Here is a 17273-nt window from a genome sequence, read left to right as displayed (position 1 = left end):
AACACCCAGCTCCACCTAACTGTTTTGCTTTACAGCCAAATTTTGAGGTGGAAGTTTTACTGCTTTCGAATAGCTAGATAGATCTTTCACCCATATATTCATATCTTCCAACTTATCGAAAATGTAGCAATTATTCGCCAGTCTTCCTGTATACGTATAGCCTAATTGATGAAAGGCAGCATTCATTCCGAAAGAAAGCGATCGAGCAATTGTATAGGAGCAGAAAATAGATCTTTCTTGAAGTTCTTCCTCTAATTTAATTAGTAAACTTTTCATAAATCCATGTTTACGGTATTCAGGTAAAGTAGCACAATTCGTTAATTCTGCATTCCCTTCCTTTATGTTCATTTCTGCAGATGCTGTACTAATAATTTTCCCCTCAAATTCATACACGTAGTAAATTGTATCGTCTTCTTTCATCGTCTGTAATACATAACTCGCTTCATTTAAAGGTGTCGGATACACTTCAAATACTTTTCCGAATACAGTTGCTAATTCTTCTGCATCTTCTTCAGTCGCTTTTCTCAGCAAAAATTTCTCTGGAACTACTTTTTCTTTTATTTCTTTTCCTTTTACACCGCTTAATATAGTATCTTCCTCAGTCCAATGCATACTATTTCGTCTTTCATCATTATTATATTTCACAAAAAAGTATGCATCGTGCCCTTGAAAATAATGAGGTATCGTTGCTTCCAACAAAAAACCGAAAGAGAGCCATGTTGAAACATGCTCTCCCTTTCCTTTAATAATACATTTAGTGAAAGAATGTTTCTCTGCTAGTTCGTCAATGGTCTGTATAATACTTTCAACATTTCCTGTATAGTGATCTACCCGAATACGCTTATTAAAATAATCTAAAACACCTTCTACTGTATAACAATTCGTCTGTTCTCTAAAAGATTCATAGTATTTCATTTTTTCACCTCACACCAATCTAGTAATGTACATGCAATAATTTTTGCGGCAGCTATCATTTTATCAACTTCTATATATTCGTTTGGATAGTGTGCTACTTTCGTCTCTCCTGGACCAAATACTATTGTTGGTACGTTTGCAATTTGTGTAAATAAACCTCCATCAGTCCCCCACGGAGATGCTTCAATAATTGGTTCGTTCCCTTCGATTTCAACAAAGTTGTGATGAAGTGTCGTAATGAGTTCATGTTTCTCTTCTAGTTCACCAGGAACCCATCTCGCTCCAAACCATTCTACTTCTACTGGATTTTCAACAAACCAATTGTCCACATCATTTAATTCAGCAATCCAATTCTCAAACTCTTCTTTTGCCGCCTCTATAGTCTCATTCGGCGCAACACCGCATCTTCCTTCTAAAATTAATTCATCGGGAACAGAACTTGGCCAACTCCCTCCTTCAATTTTCCCAATGTTAATTGGAATTGGAATCGGAATTTCTTTAAATAACGGATCTGTAATTCGACTATTTCTTTTCTCCTCTAGCTTTCTTACATGTTCTATAACAAACATACTTTTTTCTATTGCACTAACCCCTTCATAGCGCGTTCCACCGTGTGCAGCTTTCCCTTTTACACGTAGACGAAACCACATGGAACCTTGTTGTTTCGGGAAAAACTTCATATTAGTAGGCTCCGGAATAATGACACCATCTGCCTTATATCCTCGTAATATAGTTGCTAATGTCCCTGCTCCGCCACTTTCCTCTTCTATTACACTTTGAAAATAGATGTCTCCTTTTAATTCAATGTTAGATTCAATAATCGCTTCCATCGCAAGCATAAGTGCGACATTTCCGCCCTTCATATCCGTCGTTCCACGGCCATATATACGATTTCCGATTTTCTCACCGCTATAAGGATGATGTTCCCACTGATTCACATCCCCTTCTGGAACTACATCAATATGCCCATTCAATATCATAGATTTCCCGTCCCCACTTCCTTTTAAAGTTGCTACAATATTTGGGCTATCTGAAAAACTTGTACGGGGTGATACAAAATAAGGATGATCTTTCATTTTAGAAAAAGAAGGCTCCCATATATCGAGCTCTAAACCTAATTCACGTAATTTTTCAATCACAATTGCCTGCGCACCGCTTTCATCACCAGCTACGCTCTTTTCTTGAATTAATCGTTTTAAAAATTTCACACTTTCCTCTTCATGGCTCTCAATATAATCACAAACTTGCTTTTTTAATTGCTCCATATATTACATCTCCCTTCATTCAATTACTAGTAAGTTAGAACTAATTTGAAAATCAGCTTCTGTATGTCGTTTTATATCTTCTACTGTGTATGGGCTCATTAATTCTTGTAATATAAGTCCACTCGGAGTTACCTCCATGACTGCCATATCAGTAATAATTAAATCTACACATTTCTTTGAAGTTAATGGCAATGTACACTCTGAAACAATTTTTGCATTTCCGTACTTATCAACATGATTCATCACAACAACGACCCGCTTCGCTTTTTGTGCTAAATCCATTGCTCCACCAATACCTGGAACACGTTTTCCAGGTACAATCCAGTTTGCTAAATCACCATTTTCACTTACTTGTAATGAACCAAGAATCGTTATGTCTAGCAAACCTTTTCGAATCATCCCAAACGCTGTGCAGCTATCGAAATAACTCGCTCCTGTTATAAGAGAAGTTGGTAAACCTGCTGCATTACACAAATTTTCATCTTCATTCCCTTTACTTGGCGTTGGTCCCATGCCGACGATTCCATTTTCCGCATGAAACATAACATTTATATCGTCAGGCAAATGATTTGGTACAAGCGATGGTATGCCAATACCTAAATTTACAATCATACCATTTTGTATTTCTTTCGCCGCACGCCTAGCAATCTTATCCCTCACTTCTACGCCCATACCCATTTCCAGTTCACTCCTTCCGACGGTACAATATAATTTACGAAAACACCTGGAACGACAATTTCCTCTGGATCTAAACTTCCAAGCGGGACTATTTCTTCTGCTTCTACAATTGTTATATCCCCAGCCATAGCTACATGGGGATTCATATTTCGTGCACTTTTGTCAAATACAAGATTACCAAACGGATCTGCCTTTTTCGCATATACAATTGAAACTTCAGCAGTTAATGCTGTTTCAACTAAGTAGGTCTTACCATTCATTTCAACTGTTCGTTTTCCCTCTTCCACAATCGTATCAACACCAACATCAACTAAAACACCACCAAGACCAACGCCACCAGCGCGAATACGCTCTGCTAATGTTCCCTGCGGAGAAAATTCAATTTGTAATCTTCCCTCGTTTAGTTGCCTTCCTGCATTTGGATTGGAGCCAATGTGAGAAGTAATTATTGATTTAACTCTTTCATTTGTAACAAGACGACCGATACCTACATCAGGAAATCCAGTGTCATTTCCAATTAAATTTAAATTTGTAACGCCTTTTTCTAAAATTGCCTGTATTAAAGATGGAGGGGATCCAATCCCTCCAAATCCCCCAAACATCAATGTCATATCATCATGGAACAAAGAAATTACTTCCTCAATTTCTTTTAATTTACCGAATGTATTTGTAATAGTTGTCATGCGATACTATGCCCTCCTTTTTGCATCATCTCTTCCACACTTTTAGAGAAAATTGAAAGTAATTCATCTAACTCGGAATATGTAGTTGTCATTGGCGGTGCTACAAGCAGTGCACTATCTTCTTTTCCTGCTTGCCCTGAAACTGCTTGGTATAAAAGCAGACCATTTTTAGCTGCAACTGAAATAAGCTCTGACGCTTTTGTAAACGGTTGCAATTCTACTCCGATTAGCAACCCTTTTCCGCGCACATCAGCAATGATTGTCGATTGTTGCTGAACTTTCTGTAAGCCTTTTATTAAATACTCTCCCTTTTCTGCTGTTTTTTCAGGAAGATTATGTTTCTCCATATATTCAATAACAGCTAAAGCCGTTGCTGCAGACAATGGATTTGCACTTAACGTATGACCGCTCATTACTGAACGTGATCCACGTAATATTGGTTCCATAACACGATCACTTACAACTGTCGCTGCCATCGGTGTATATCCCGCTCCTAACCCTTTACCAAGTGTCATAATATCCGGCTCTACGCCCCAATGCTCCATCGCAAACCATGCTCCAGTACGACCGAGCCCAGTCATTACTTCATCCGCAATAAATAAAATATCGTAATGGTCGCAAATCTCTTTAATGACTTTATAATAGTCTTTCGGCGGAACAACCGCGCCTCCAGCTGCTCCGATAATCGGCTCAGCAATAAAAGCAGCAATATGCTCTGCACCAATTCTTTCAATTGATCTTTCTAGTTCAGTCGCACATGCCAGCTGACAAGTTGGATATACCTTTTGAACAGGACATCTGAAACAATATGGAGCTGGTATAGTCGGATAATCTTCCAAAATAGATACGAAACGTTGTCTACGTAGTGGATGCCCAGACATCGATAAAGCACCCATCGTAATACCGTGATAACTCATCCATCTTGATAAAATTTTATGTTTCCCTTGAATACCTCGCTCTTGAAAATGCTGAATTGCAATTTTCATAGCTGTTTCATTCGCTTCCGTACCACTATTTACAAAAAAACTCCAGTTCAAATCTCCTACACTTAAATCACTTAACTTCTTCGCTAATTTTTCAGCTGGTTCACTCGTAAACTGTGATCTATAAACGAAAGCAATCTCCTCAGCTTGCTTTTTAATAACGTCTGCAATCTCCTTTACGCCATGCCCAATACCTGCCGTAATTGCTCCTGACGAACCATCAAAATATTTATTGCCATTTTGATCATACAAATAAACACCTTTTCCATGTGAAATCATTGGATACGGCTGACCAACAAGTGGTTTAATTAAGTAATCGCGCATAGCGCTCCCCCATTTCTCCAATTTGTATATATATATGAAGAAAATTGACGTTTCTTTCATAAAAAAGAATCCTCTGCAAAAGCAGTGAATTTATCAAAAAACTATTATAAAATATACAAATGAGTGCTTAAAAATTTTTATAAAACAGAAAATTCAGAACTAAAAAACGAAGACCAACCCTTTTCTATACGCCCAAATAACCCTCCTTTTTATATGAAATGACTACATCACCAAATGTTTTTATAGCATAATGCCAGCTGTCCTTAAATGCCGACATTCTGTACACTTCGACGGAACTCCCGTTAAACTCCTTCCTATTATCCTACTTTAAATTGCATATTTTAAAACAAATTTCGACACCCACCTTACTAATCAATTCAGATTCCTATTCATTATGTAAACTTTTCAGTTTTAAACTATAAAAAAAGAACCGATTAACCACACTAATCAGTTCGTCATGACGCTCTCTTATGGGTTAATACTGTCAATTGCTAAAATAAATAGAAAAATGAAGTTTACAAATTCATCCTACAGCCTATAACACAAAACCTTTTCATAACTTCATTCACAATTACTATCGGGATATCCCTATCCCGAAGTGGCACTCCTTTCCTCAGATTCAAAGTATCTTTCCTTTATAATTTATGTAGGACAATTATCACTTTGTATGTGTATTTGCCTATAATTTAAAAAATCCCTAGTTTTCTAGCGATTTTTGGACATGTATTCAATATGTTAATTGAAATGCACTTTCAATTTGGCATTTATTTTACTTTCGTACAGTCATATGTACTGCCTTACTCTGCGAAATTCTCGTAAGCACCAGCACCTCTTTATGAAAACATATTTGTTGTCAATTTTTAATTTTCCCTTTATAAAATCATTTTTTTTGCATAACCGCTTTCTTGCTTCGCATATAGTTTTAATGATGACAAAGGAGGAATGTTCATGTCTCAATCTGAAATCGAAAAATATGGACAAGAAGTTACACAATACGAACAACTCGCACGTTACTATCAGTTTCGTAATCCTAAAAAATATATAGAATTATATATGAAATATTACGATGCACTATCAAAACTTGTACAGGCGTATGAAACAAGAGACTCACAAGAAGCTGCTTTACCGTCACATATAAGAATTTTTCATGCCGATCCAAATATACCAGCGGTTGACATTTTAGTAAACGGACAAACGGTTATTAAAAATATTTCATTTAAGCAATTCAGCCCTTATTTATCATTAGTGCAAGGTAAATACCGTATAGATATTGTTCCTGTCGGAAATGAAACTCCAATCTTTTCAGCGTTGGTACCAATAATGGGAAATCATACTTATACTCTCGCTGCAATAAATAGTGATAATCACCTACAATTACAGCCTATACTTGATAATACACATTTACCAGCTGGTCAAGCCAAAATACGGTTTGCACATTTCTCTCCAGATACCCCTGTTGTAAACGTAGATTTAAAAGATGGGGATCATTTATTTGAAAATGTACTCTTTAAACAAATAACAGATTTTTTGCAAGTTAGCCCTGGTACAGCAGATATTGAAATTTCACTCGCAGATAATAAAAACGTTTTATTGACTATACCGAAATTCAATGTTGAACCAAATGTTATTTATACAATTTCAATAGTAGGTTATTCAACTAAAGATCCTAAATTAGAAGCCCTTATACTCACAAATTAAAACAGTCTACACCATTCATTTGGTGTAGACTGTTTATTTTTGAAATGCAATTTGAAATTCTGTCCAATCGTTATCTGATCGACACATAATGGATCCATTATGTTTTTCCACAATTTGTTTACATACAAATAATCCAATACCAGTTCCTAACTTTTTAGTAGTTACAAATGGTTCAAAAATCGTTTCTACATTTTCAGCTGGAATCATTGGTCCATTATTTTTTATCACAATTCGAATAGCTTGATCTTCTTCAAATACATCAATGATAATTTTTCGTTCTTCTTTCATTGATTCAAGAGCATCAATTGAATTCATTAATATGTTTAAAAATACTTGCCTCACTTCACTCCGATAACCAACAAGCGGAATTGGATACGGTAAATTCTTTTCAATCAAAACATTCGCATTGACCAAACTCGGATATAAGAATTGTATAATGTCTTGAAACAAGTCATTAAGCCAAAACCGTTCCGATTCATTCCACATTTCTTTTTTCGATACGAGTAAAAATTGCGAAATACGAAAATTTAATTGATCTAATTCATGCGAAATAATATCTAAATACGATAAACTCGGATGATCCGCCTTTAATAATTTAACAAACCCCATAATGGAAGTAAGCGGATTACGAAATTCATGTACAAAACTAGCTGACATTTGCCCTAAAATCGTCAGCCTTTCTTTATGTGTTTCGTTAATATATTGCTGTTTTTCCTCTAAATTCTTCGATATAATTTCCGAGTATTTTAAAACGGTATAATAAATTAATTTGTCAAAACAAGTATGTATTTTTGCCATAATTGGTTTCAATTCACGAGCGCTAACATCTAATTCACACATCGCTTCGAAAAGTTCATTTCTTCCCACGTTTGCGTTATAAACAAAATCTCCAATATTCGCATCTGCTCCAGCACGTTCAATAGCAATTTTCTCACATAACGGTTGAAGATAATTTATATCTTTATCTTCCATAGTAAGTTCGATAATTAACTCTAGTAAATCCTCTCCATTTTGAACTACTTCTAGTTTAAATGGATCTTTTTCGGAAATTATCATTTTGTTTTTCCAGTTCTCTACGAATTGGTGCCTATTGTTTTTCAAGTGTGAACAAAATATTTCTTTAATATCCTTATCGATTGGAAAAACCTCCATTCCCTCCATTTCCATACGACGAATACCCTTTATATTTTGAATATTAACACAAAAAATACGATTCGTTAATAGATTTTTGTCACATTTTGTTAATTTCTGTTGATAAAATTATTTTTTCTTTCTTATTTAACTAATTGTATACAAATCCCCTTTTTCCTTCACATATTTTCATTATTTCCGTAATCAAAACGACTTTTTTTTGCATCATTTTTAATTCTTGCGTACAATAGAAAATGAAAGGTGTGAAAAATATGGTAAATAAAAATGTGGAAGATTATCTCCAAGAAGGCATTTACGGCCAAAAGCAAAACAAACCAGAAGAACGTAATATGTATTTAACTACATTACGTGAGCGTGTGGAAATCGCTTTAACAATCGGTCAAGTAATGCAAAGTAATGTATACTCTGAAGTAGCGGGTAGCATGCGCTCTTCTCAATCATTACAACTCCTCCTAAATGGTGGCATTGCTTACCCACATTTATCAAAATACATTAAATTAGCAAACGAAAAAAATGTTCCTTTTACAATTGTTCAAAATAAAGATACAAAAACACCAATCGGTTTAGTATTAACTCATGCTACTGCTATAGATAAAGAACAAATTTATGTAGAAGATACTATTTTCAAACAAGAAATGAAGTAAAAGTTACACTTAATTAAATAGTTACTAGAAGCGTAAAAAACGAGTATGGAATCGTAAACATTTCCTACTCGTTTTTTAGTGCAAGTTTTAAGTTTTTCCACTTTATTTTTTAATACATACTAATTTCATTTCTGTCATTTCTTCTATTGCATATTTAATTCCTTCGCGTCCCGTGCCACTTTCTTTCACACCACCATAAGGCATATGATCTACTCTGAACGTTGGAATATCATTAATCATGACACCACCAACCTCTAGCTCATCAATTGCACGCATTGCTTTAAATAAATTATTTGTAAATACTCCTGCCTGTAAGCCGTAACGCGAATTATTTACTTGCCCAATCGCTTCATCAAATTCTTTAAATGTATTTACTGTCATGAGTGGACCGAATACTTCTTGGCACTGCACAGATACATGATCTGGAACATTTGTTAATACAGTCGGTTCAAAAATTCTTGCATCCCGCTTCTTACCACCGCATAAAACAGTTGCTCCTTCCTTAATTGCTTCTTGAACCCACATATCAATTCGCTCTACATCTCTTTTTGAAATTAAAGCTGATACATCCGTTTCCTCAAGCAGTGGATCACCAACAACAACTGATTCCATCGCTTTCTTTAGCTTCGAAAGAAATTCATGCATTTTCGTTTCATGTACAAAAACACGTTGTACTGAAATACAAACTTGCCCATTATTAACAAATGCTCCCCATTTTACACGTTCAATTATTTCATCTGTTAACTCTACATCTTCATCAATGATAACAGCAGCATTTGAGCCTAGTTCTAACGTAACTCGTTTTAGCCCAGCCTTTTGTTTTATTCCGATTCCAACTTTTGGACTTCCGGTAAAAGTAATAGAAGCAACGTAATCATTTTTGACGATTGCCTCACCAACCGTGGAGCCAGGGCCAGAAATGATATTTAAAGCTCCATTTGGCAATCCTGCCTCTTCAAATAACTCAACTAATGCATAAGATGATAATGGCGTTTGATCAGCTGGCTTTAATACAACTGTATTTCCGGCAGCGATTGCTGGTCCAACTTTATGCGCTACTAAATTTAATGGGAAATTAAATGGTGTAATAGCCCCTATAACCCCAATCGGCTTTCGGATTGTATATGCAATACGCCCATCTGCACCAGGTGCGGCGTCTAATGGCAATGTCTCACCATATATACGCTTCGCTTCTTCAGCTGCAAATTTGTATGTTTGAACAGTACGATCTACTTCTCCCCTTGCAGCACGTATTGGTTTTGCAGCTTCTTTTGCAATAATCTCTGCAAATTCTTCTCTTCTTTCATCCATTTTTTGTGCAACTTTCTCTAAAATAGTCGCACGATCATATGCAGATAATGTATTCATTTTTGTCATTGCATTTTTTGCAGCGGTAACAGCCTCTTTTACATCTTCTTCTGTGCCTTGTGCAATTTCCGCTAATGTTTCTTCAGAATATGGTGCGTATAATGGTTTATACGTGTTTACAGATTTCCAATCTCCATTTATATATAAATGCTTTTTCATACTTCTGCTCCTTCCAAATATATGTATACAACAATACTTCACCTAGTGAAAGGTTTGACTTATGTCATTGTATCATAGCCCTTATCCCTCAAAAAACATTATGCTCAAAAAAACTCTGCTATATAGCAGAGTTTACGAGCTAATTTGCTCTTGTAACGAAATTTGTTTTTCATCTTCTAAAATAACAATCGATTCTACTATCTTTGTAACTTCTAATCTTTTTATATAATGTCCATCTAATTCTTTCACACAAAACTTATAATTTTCAATTTCAATGGAATCCTCTTCAGCAATCTCTATATTCTTCGTTAAAATCCAACCACCGATTGTATCAACACCATCATCATCAATCCCTAAACCAAATAACGTATTCACTTCACTAACAAGTACTTTTCCCTCTAGTATCGTCTTCGTTTCACTAACTTGTTGAATTTCTGGCTGCTCATCCGTATCAAACTCATCCTGAATATCTCCAACAATTTCTTCCAGAATATCTTCAACAGTAACAAGTCCAGATGTTCCACCATATTCATCTATCAATATAGCAATATGTGTTCTTTCTTTTTGCATTTTCAAAAACAAATCATGAATTGGAATAGAATCGATAACTAAAATAATTGGTCTCATATATTGCTCTACTGTCTTCTTATTAACAGCTTTATGTTGTACAAATTCAGTAAAAATATCTTTAAAATTCACAAAACCTATTACGTGGTCTTTGTCGCCATCAACAACTGGATACCTTGTATATTTTTCACGAGACATTTTTTGCAAAGCTTCTTCAGCAGGCATCTCTTTACTTATAATATTCATTTCAGTTCGAGGTACCATTATTTCTTTTGCAATCCGATCATCAAATTCAAAAATTTTATTCACATATTTATATTCAGATTGATTAATCTCACCATTTCTATAACTTTCTGAAACTAACAACCGTAATTCTTCTTCTGAATGAACCTCATCATGCCCCTTCGGCGGTTTCAGCCCTAGCAGCTTCGTAATGATTCGAGCTGAACCATTTAATAGCCAAATGAATGGGAATGCAATACGATAAAAGAAAATTAACGGTTTAGAAACAAGCAAACTCACTTGTTCAGACTTTTGAATTGCAAATGTTTTTGGGGCCAATTCCCCTATTACAACATGTAAAAAAGTAATTAACAAAAATACTAAAATTACAGCAAAAATGTCTGCTAGTTGAGTAGAGATATTCCAATTTGCAAAAAGCGTATCAAACATTTGCTTTAACGCAGGTTTACCAAACCACCCAATTCCTAAAGCTGTAACAGTAATTCCTAGCTGACAAGCAGATAAATATTCGTCTAAGTTTGTAATGACTGTTTTGACCGATGTTGCACGATTATTTCCTTCTGCAATTAAATAGTCAATTCGTGAACTTCTCACTTTAACAATTGCAAATTCTGCTGCAACGAAAAATGCCGTTAAGGCAATTAAAACAATCACTATACTTATACTATATATGTCCAAATACTTTTCCTTACTTACTTTGTAAGCAAGGAAGCCACCTCCTACTTAATTTTATTCAAGTGAAGTAAGCATTCTAATACTCTAACAAAATTCTACATTAGCAACCACCTTTTTATATATTATATGCATACATAAAAAAGATATTTATCATTATGATAATCTAATTCATTTACACTCGTCAAATTATTCTAAATGTTACGATAAGACATTTTTATTTAAAAGAACTATTCTCCTCAACTCAATTTCGTGAAAAAACACTTTCTTTGCCGATTCCACACTTCTTTTGTCGCACTAGAAGGGAACTTACTTCATAGCTCGAAATCATTCAACAGGATATATATAGGAGGGATTATTTTGGAATATAAAACACCATTTATCGCAAAGAAATTAGGTGTTAGCCCAAAGGCTGTTGTCCGGATCGCGCAACAATTAAATCTTACGATAGAGAAAAACAAATATGGCCACTTTATTTTCACACAAGAGGATGTCGATCAAATGTTAGAACACCATCGATTTCAAATAGAGCAATCTCAAAATTCTCAATCTACTCAAAAGGCTTCCTCAAATGAAGTTGAGGAATTAAAAACTCAAGTTAATACAATTGTTCAAAACATATCATCGAATGATTTTGAGCAATTAGCTAATCAATTAAACACTATTACGAGAAGACTTGATCGAATGGAAGAACAAATGCAAGATAAGGCAAATGATGTCGTCACGTACCAACTTTTACAACACCGTCGTGAAATGGAGGAAATGTTAGAGCGAATTCAAAAGTTAGAAGCTGCCCTAACGAAAGAAGAACCCATTTATATTACTCCGGATTCAAAACCAACATATGAACGAGAAAAGAAACCGAAGCGCCGCAAAATGATTTTTAGTATATTTGGATTATAATTTTTAGACCCTTATTAAAATAATAAGGGTCTTTTTTAATGAAGAGTTATATCCTATACAAATATTATTCTCTTTATTATACATATTCACTTCGCTTTATTTCGTTAACATAATATTTTTACTGTATTCTGTAATTAATGCCTGTGCATGAGCATTCCCTTGAATCACATCACGAAATTCTTTTAAAGAATACAAATGCGTAACCCCTTTTCGAGCATGAATTCTTACTGGTACACCTTGTAAAGTATCATGAAACTGAAAAGGATTATCTATTGGTTCAATTGGAAAACCAAGTGTAAGTAAATACATATACATTCTTTTTGTTACTGCTGCAATGTACCATTCAGCTTTTGTTTCTAACGCATGTATAAATAAAATAGCTGTTAGCCTTTTGAAATGTCCTCTTCCACGAGACGTTTTCGAAATACTTAACTTGCCTATTTCATATACATTCTTCAAATCTTTTACTAAATAATTTTTAGAAAACGGATAGAAAAACTCAGAATTTGATTGTTCAGGTACCGTATACTTAATACATTCTACTGTACCAATAGGATGTTCATCTTCTATTAATAAAAATCGTGATGGATTTAAATTACGTTCTACGAACATTAAGTTTCTTTCTTCACAAAAATCTCCCCATAGTTGCTCGAACCCAAAATGTTCTTCCTTTGTTTGAACACGCTGGAACATATTTAACCGCCTTTCCCATCGCCGCTCTGTTTTTTGATAACGCTTTCACTATCTATCATATAAGAACAAATCTTCGTATGCAACTAAAAATATTTATGACTTATTATATTCTGCAAAATGAATTAGATTCCAATTTAATCGACTTTTATCCCGCGCTCACATTCCTTTTAATAACACATTTGTAGCACTTTTCAAATCTCAATTACACTACGTTTCTTTCCATACAGCATATAATTCTTCTTAATCTAAAGAAATCCTTTATGAAAAAGGATTTCTTTTACTTCTTAATGCTTTTTAGCCATTTTTCAAAAATTTGTACCATCCCATGTTTTCCAGCTAATTTCTCTTCCCCTTGTTTCGTCTTATATGGATATAACTGCAAGAAAACACCGCATCCAGACTCAATTTTTTTACTATGCATATGGCTTCCTGGATATACACAAATGACTTCATAAATTGACCTTCGATAATAGACTCGCTTTCCATCCTGTTCTTCTACATACTTTATAGACCAGTACTTATACATTTGCTCAGTTGCTTTCGTATTTCCGACGTGCTGAAAAATATTGTACATTGGACTATACTTCACTTCAATAATAATAGAAGATTTATATACGTATTTCCCATCTTCTTTTACATAACAGTCTAAGCGAATATCTGGCTTCTTCGTATCCTCACCATTGTAAAAATTACTACCTTTACTTAATGCAATAAGAGGATGTGTTTCAATTAAGTCATTAAATGCGACATGCACCTTTATATCATCTCGTTCTAAAACTACTGTCGTTCCATCTTGTAATCCATCTACATAAAAATGTTCTTGTATTTGTTCACGGATGGAGTTTCTAGCCTCAAAACCAATTTGCTCTAAAAGTGAAATAACGATAAAAAAAGCGTAATATTCATACACTAAAAACGTTGGCTTATAAACAAATAATAATGATGGAGATTGATCCGTATATTGCGGGAGTACTTCTAAATGATGTAGTAATTGTTGATGTGGTATCGGTAAATCATGTAAGTTCATGTTACTTGTTTCAGTAACTTCCCTCCAAAATGAAGAGTGCATTAACATTTGAAAGTATTGTACATTTTCATGCACAATATGCGCCAATATTTTATATTCTTGTATTTTCATTGAGCTCTTTCGTAAATCGGCTTCTTTTAGTAAATGTATATTTTTATATTTTTGCTTCTCTCTATCGGTTACTGATCCATTACGCTCAATTGTTTGTATAATCGTTTTTACAGCTTGAAACTCTTCTGATTTTTTCTTTTTTTCTCTTTCTAAGATTTCAATTGTTTGACGTAAAAAACTTTTAGCTTCAATTAAATAATGATAAAATTGCATCGCTTTATATTTAAGAAATGCATTTTCCTTACTATTTTTTTGTTCCATAAACTTACGATTATAATGTTTGGCATAAGGTTTTCGTTCTGCCACTATAGTTCCTTTTCTTGTTGGCTTTCGCTCTTTTCCTTCCCATTTATATTCATTTATAAAAGTTGAGCTTGATTCTATTTTCTTAAAGATTTGCTTTATCATTTTCATTTTTTGCGGTAACTTTCTAAGTAACACTAAATAAGAAGAATCCTCAATATCGCTAAGTGCAGAGAAGGTCTTTTTATAGTAACCTCTATCCAAAATCAACTCATTTAAAATTGACTTCACATAGTCTTGAATCATTTCAAATTGATCATCAAAAAAGTTTTTCGGTACGATTTGAAATGCGCCATAATACGTTGTATCTTCTATACGCACTTCAAAATGGTATAGACCACAGCGCCATGGATAAAAGAATTCTGTTTTCCCATGTTCATATATTAATACTCTTTGTTTTTTTTCATTTATTTCATATTGAGCCTCTTTTATATTTTTCTGTCCCTCATATACTTTATTCCATATAAAAGTAATATTCATTGGGATTTTATAATTGTACTGTAATCTTATTGGTTTTAATTCTTGTACTTTATAAATACATTGAACTAATGCTGTAGTAGATGTACAAAGACGATTTAATAAAATATAATCTCCTTTCCCTTCATTTCCAATGATTAACTTTAATACAAAAGGGAGCGTTTCATTCGTATCAACGATTTTTGTTTCATAACGCCCTTCATTTTGCATATCCATACAACTCCAGTTCTCTACGTTTTTCTCGTATATATGCTAAAGAGTGTTCAAATGTAGATACTCTGTTTGCAAGTGTAGATTGCAAAAGAGGTACTAAGGTCGCCCCCCTTTTTGCTTCTTCAGAAAGTAAAGGCCCAACCATCATTTCGGTCCCTCTGATTTTCGTCAATACACGCTGCTTTATTTGTAAATCAAACCCCTCTTCTCTACTAATCATATAGGTATGGTTATTTTGAAACGGTATGTTTTGCAAATAAGTCGCAATTGCATTTGCACATCGGAAAGAAATTCCCTTAGACGCGTCATGTGATGACAATACGACATGCAACTTATCTAATAGCTCTAATTCTTCTTCAGAAAACACTTCAATCATCGCTTTATTTCTCATCCAATTTATCCGAAATTCTCCCGCCGTTACTTTCAAAGGTGGATGTAATACGACTTTCCCCTGTTCCATGCCCATCTCACAAAACGGAATTTTCTGTAACGTTATTAGGTTCGTTCGGTCTAATAATCGATCAGAGAGCTCTTTCGTTGTTTCATCAAAATTTACAGTACCTACAAATATAATATTTTCTCCAATTTCAATTGTTGATGGAATTGAATTCTCTATGTCCTGTACACCCTCATACAAGTTTAAAATACGATTTTTTGTTTCAAGTTCAAGAACAGATAGAAACGGAGTAAACCAATGCTCAATATGAGACATGTTCATTTCATCAAAAACGATTATATACAGTTGATTTGGATTTTCTTTCGCCTTCATTAACGTCCTAACTAACTTCGCTTCAGATTCAATAAAAGTACCATTTGGATGAAGGTAACCAAGTAAATCATGTGGTTCTTGATACGATGGCGAAATTGGAATCCAAACCAACTCTTCCCCATACTGTAACCCTAATGCTTCTGCATAAGTTTGCACAAAACGTGATTTTCCAACGCCCGGTATACCACCAAGAATCGTTAACATATTTGTTTTTACACTTATATGGAAATTATAAATATCCGTTTCATCCAAATATAACCCTTTATTATGCACCATACTTTGTACATACTGTAAAAAGGACGATTCACGCTCATCCCATTCCCATTCATCTTTTTGTATTTTTATATCCTCTACTTCAACTAGCTTACCTTCTTCATGCATTCGTTTTTTTAATTGCTCATACACATAATCACTTACAAAATATAATTGATCTTCTACCGCTATTTCTACATACTTCGTCCAGTCACTGCAGTTTATATATTTACATTCACGTTTCTGTTCAAAATAGGCGATTGAGCTAATTGATGACTTTAGGGATATGTTTCCGTACAGTCTTCCATCGTGCCACAATAATTCAGGAGGCTCAAAGTCTTTCGGAAATTTTGGCATAAGAAATGATAAATAACCGTTGCTAAGTTTTCGCTCTAAAGATTCTCTTTTTTTATGATTTGTAACTTTAGGTGCCGGAATCATTTTATAGCTGCTTGCTATTTCTTTCGGTTCTTCTGTACATATTAACTCCACGTATACATTTCCTCTTTCATAATAAAGACGAAACATTACTAATTGCTTTTCTAATTTCCTCTTCTTTAATTCCGAAAAGATTTTTTCATTCTTTTTATTGCTACATAACCCTTCAAATACATATGGTTCATTTATAAATTGTTCCTGTAAAGTGAATGGTATTGGCGATAAGCATTGTACAAAAAAATTCTCTCCACTCTTCTCTTTCTCAGCTTTTGTAAATTTCCCTAAAAATCTCATATAGTACATTCGTTTTATAAAACTTGGCTGAAGAGCTTTATGTAATTTCACCTTAGTCACCTTCTTTTTTCATACTATTCTTAGTGTATGAAAGAAACGAAAAACTAGAAATAAAAAACCTGACGTTATCCGCCAGGTTCAAAATAAAAACTTATATTAATGAGAAGGAAATGCTTTTTTCTCTTGTAAAATTGCATTATGAGCAATTTTCATTTTCGCAAGTACGTAACGTAATCGATCTTCAGCGTTTTCATCTTTACTTATTTGTAATTCCGCCAAATTTTCAACAGAACTTGCTAAATTTTCAATGACTCCTCTTAGTTCAGGATGATGATTAAAAAAAGATTCTTGCACTAATACTTTCCTTAACTCACTAGCTAAATCAATTATTCTAGACAACTGTTCTTTTTCTTCCATTCTCATCCCTCCTGAATATCTTATG

At 34.1% G+C, this 17273-nt stretch carries 15 protein-coding genes; 3 read left to right on the top strand and 12 right to left on the bottom strand.

What is annotated here, in order from left to right:
- Nucleotides 1–15: 15 nt before the first annotated feature.
- From ablB to DN404_RS20220, 5 genes are read right to left on the bottom strand one after another with little or no spacing between them, the layout of a single operon-like run.
- Entirely contained in the window at nt 16–915 is a 900-nt protein-coding gene (ablB, locus tag DN404_RS20240) for a putative beta-lysine N-acetyltransferase (RefSeq protein ID WP_086385972.1), read from the bottom strand.
- Nucleotides 912–2180 carry a peptidase gene (locus DN404_RS20235; RefSeq protein ID WP_149215380.1) on the bottom strand — a complete coding sequence of 423 codons (1269 nt, stop codon included), beginning with the start codon at nt 2178–2180 and terminating at the stop codon, nt 912–914. Before DN404_RS20235 ends, ablB begins: the two co-directional genes overlap by 4 nt.
- Nucleotides 2181–2195: 15 nt before the next feature.
- The gene (locus DN404_RS20230; protein ID WP_000525277.1) at nt 2196–2858 is read right to left on the bottom strand and encodes a CoA transferase subunit B; all 663 of its coding nucleotides are present in this window, start codon (nt 2856–2858) and stop codon (nt 2196–2198) included.
- The gene (gene atoD, locus DN404_RS20225) at nt 2843–3541 is read right to left on the bottom strand and encodes an acetate CoA-transferase subunit alpha (protein WP_000208102.1); all 699 of its coding nucleotides are present in this window, start codon (nt 3539–3541) and stop codon (nt 2843–2845) included. Before atoD ends, DN404_RS20230 begins: the two co-directional genes overlap by 16 nt.
- Nucleotides 3538–4848 carry an aspartate aminotransferase family protein gene (locus DN404_RS20220; RefSeq protein WP_001205882.1) on the bottom strand — a complete coding sequence of 437 codons (1311 nt, stop codon included), beginning with the start codon at nt 4846–4848 and terminating at the stop codon, nt 3538–3540. Before DN404_RS20220 ends, atoD begins: the two co-directional genes overlap by 4 nt.
- 948 nt (nt 4849–5796) lie before the next feature.
- On the opposite strand from DN404_RS20220, the gene DN404_RS20215 reads away from it, so the two are divergent.
- Entirely contained in the window at nt 5797–6546 is a 750-nt protein-coding gene (locus DN404_RS20215) for a DUF4397 domain-containing protein (RefSeq protein ID WP_000083285.1), read from the top strand.
- Between the two features lie 33 nt (nt 6547–6579).
- Here DN404_RS20215 and DN404_RS20210 read toward each other — a convergent pair whose 3' ends face one another.
- On the bottom strand, nt 6580–7713 hold the full coding sequence (locus DN404_RS20210) for a BA2291 family sporulation histidine kinase (RefSeq protein WP_000425086.1): 1134 nt from the start codon (nt 7711–7713) through the stop codon (nt 6580–6582).
- Nucleotides 7714–7949: 236 nt separating this feature from the next.
- Between DN404_RS20210 and DN404_RS20205 the strand changes: the two genes are divergently transcribed.
- Nucleotides 7950–8342, top strand: a complete 393-nt coding sequence (locus tag DN404_RS20205; RefSeq protein ID WP_000247558.1) for a YueI family protein — start codon at nt 7950–7952, stop codon at nt 8340–8342.
- Between the two features lie 102 nt (nt 8343–8444).
- Here DN404_RS20205 and DN404_RS20200 read toward each other — a convergent pair whose 3' ends face one another.
- Both DN404_RS20200 and DN404_RS20195 read right to left on the bottom strand, forming a co-directional pair.
- Complete coding sequence (locus DN404_RS20200; protein ID WP_000716460.1) at nt 8445–9869, bottom strand: aldehyde dehydrogenase family protein; 1425 nt, start codon at nt 9867–9869, stop codon at nt 8445–8447.
- A 132-nt stretch (nt 9870–10001) separates the two neighbouring features.
- A complete protein-coding gene (locus DN404_RS20195; protein ID WP_000356250.1) occupies nt 10002–11357 on the bottom strand; it encodes a hemolysin family protein in 1356 nt (451 codons plus the stop codon).
- 354 nt (nt 11358–11711) lie between these two features.
- Here DN404_RS20195 and racA point away from each other — a divergent pair, with 354 nt between their 5' ends.
- Nucleotides 11712–12254: a chromosome-anchoring protein RacA gene (racA, locus tag DN404_RS20190; protein ID WP_000456023.1), complete on the top strand. Its 543-nt coding sequence runs from the start codon at nt 11712–11714 to the stop codon at nt 12252–12254.
- 96 nt (nt 12255–12350) lie between these two features.
- Here the strand turns inward: racA and DN404_RS20185 are convergent, their stop codons facing one another.
- The 4 genes from DN404_RS20185 to DN404_RS20170 all read right to left on the bottom strand — a co-directional run bounded on the left by DN404_RS20185 (nt 12351) and on the right by DN404_RS20170 (nt 17248).
- Nucleotides 12351–12947: a hypothetical protein gene (locus tag DN404_RS20185; protein WP_149215379.1), complete on the bottom strand. Its 597-nt coding sequence runs from the start codon at nt 12945–12947 to the stop codon at nt 12351–12353.
- 277 nt (nt 12948–13224) lie between these two features.
- Entirely contained in the window at nt 13225–15075 is a 1851-nt protein-coding gene (locus DN404_RS20180) for a hypothetical protein (RefSeq protein WP_149215378.1), read from the bottom strand.
- Entirely contained in the window at nt 15065–16882 is a 1818-nt protein-coding gene (locus tag DN404_RS20175) for an AAA family ATPase (RefSeq protein ID WP_000766194.1), read from the bottom strand. Before DN404_RS20175 ends, DN404_RS20180 begins: the two co-directional genes overlap by 11 nt.
- 105 nt (nt 16883–16987) lie before the next feature.
- Complete coding sequence (locus DN404_RS20170; RefSeq protein ID WP_000391445.1) at nt 16988–17248, bottom strand: hypothetical protein; 261 nt, start codon at nt 17246–17248, stop codon at nt 16988–16990.
- Between the last annotated feature and the right edge of the window lie 25 nt (nt 17249–17273).

The organism is Bacillus sp. TE8-1, assembly GCF_008368855.1.
In the GTDB taxonomy this organism is placed as follows: Bacteria; Bacillota; Bacilli; order Bacillales; family Bacillaceae_G; genus Bacillus_A; species Bacillus_A cereus.
Note: the sequence above shows the minus strand (reverse complement) of the source record. Positions and strands in the feature narration are given on the sequence as shown.

Bases quoted from the DNA above. Each gene is read 5' to 3' on its own strand.
- ablB (WP_086385972.1), bottom strand. From the start codon at position 915: ATGAAATACTATGAATCTTTTAGAGAACAGACGAATTGTTATACAGTA.
- DN404_RS20180 (WP_149215378.1), bottom strand. From the start codon at position 15,075: ATGCAAAATGAAGGGCGTTATGAAACAAAAATCGTTGATACGAATGAA.
- DN404_RS20220 (WP_001205882.1), bottom strand. From the start codon at position 4,848: ATGCGCGATTACTTAATTAAACCACTTGTTGGTCAGCCGTATCCAATG.
- DN404_RS20230 (WP_000525277.1), bottom strand. From the start codon at position 2,858: ATGGGTATGGGCGTAGAAGTGAGGGATAAGATTGCTAGGCGTGCGGCG.
- DN404_RS20170 (WP_000391445.1), bottom strand. From the start codon at position 17,248: ATGGAAGAAAAAGAACAGTTGTCTAGAATAATTGATTTAGCTAGTGAG.
- DN404_RS20235 (WP_149215380.1), bottom strand. From the start codon at position 2,180: ATGGAGCAATTAAAAAAGCAAGTTTGTGATTATATTGAGAGCCATGAA.
- DN404_RS20185 (WP_149215379.1), bottom strand. From the start codon at position 12,947: ATGTTCCAGCGTGTTCAAACAAAGGAAGAACATTTTGGGTTCGAGCAA.
- atoD (WP_000208102.1), bottom strand. From the start codon at position 3,541: ATGACAACTATTACAAATACATTCGGTAAATTAAAAGAAATTGAGGAA.
- DN404_RS20205 (WP_000247558.1), top strand. From the start codon at position 7,950: ATGGTAAATAAAAATGTGGAAGATTATCTCCAAGAAGGCATTTACGGC.
- DN404_RS20210 (WP_000425086.1), bottom strand. From the start codon at position 7,713: ATGGAAATGGAGGGAATGGAGGTTTTTCCAATCGATAAGGATATTAAA.
- DN404_RS20200 (WP_000716460.1), bottom strand. From the start codon at position 9,869: ATGAAAAAGCATTTATATATAAATGGAGATTGGAAATCTGTAAACACG.
- DN404_RS20215 (WP_000083285.1), top strand. From the start codon at position 5,797: ATGTCTCAATCTGAAATCGAAAAATATGGACAAGAAGTTACACAATAC.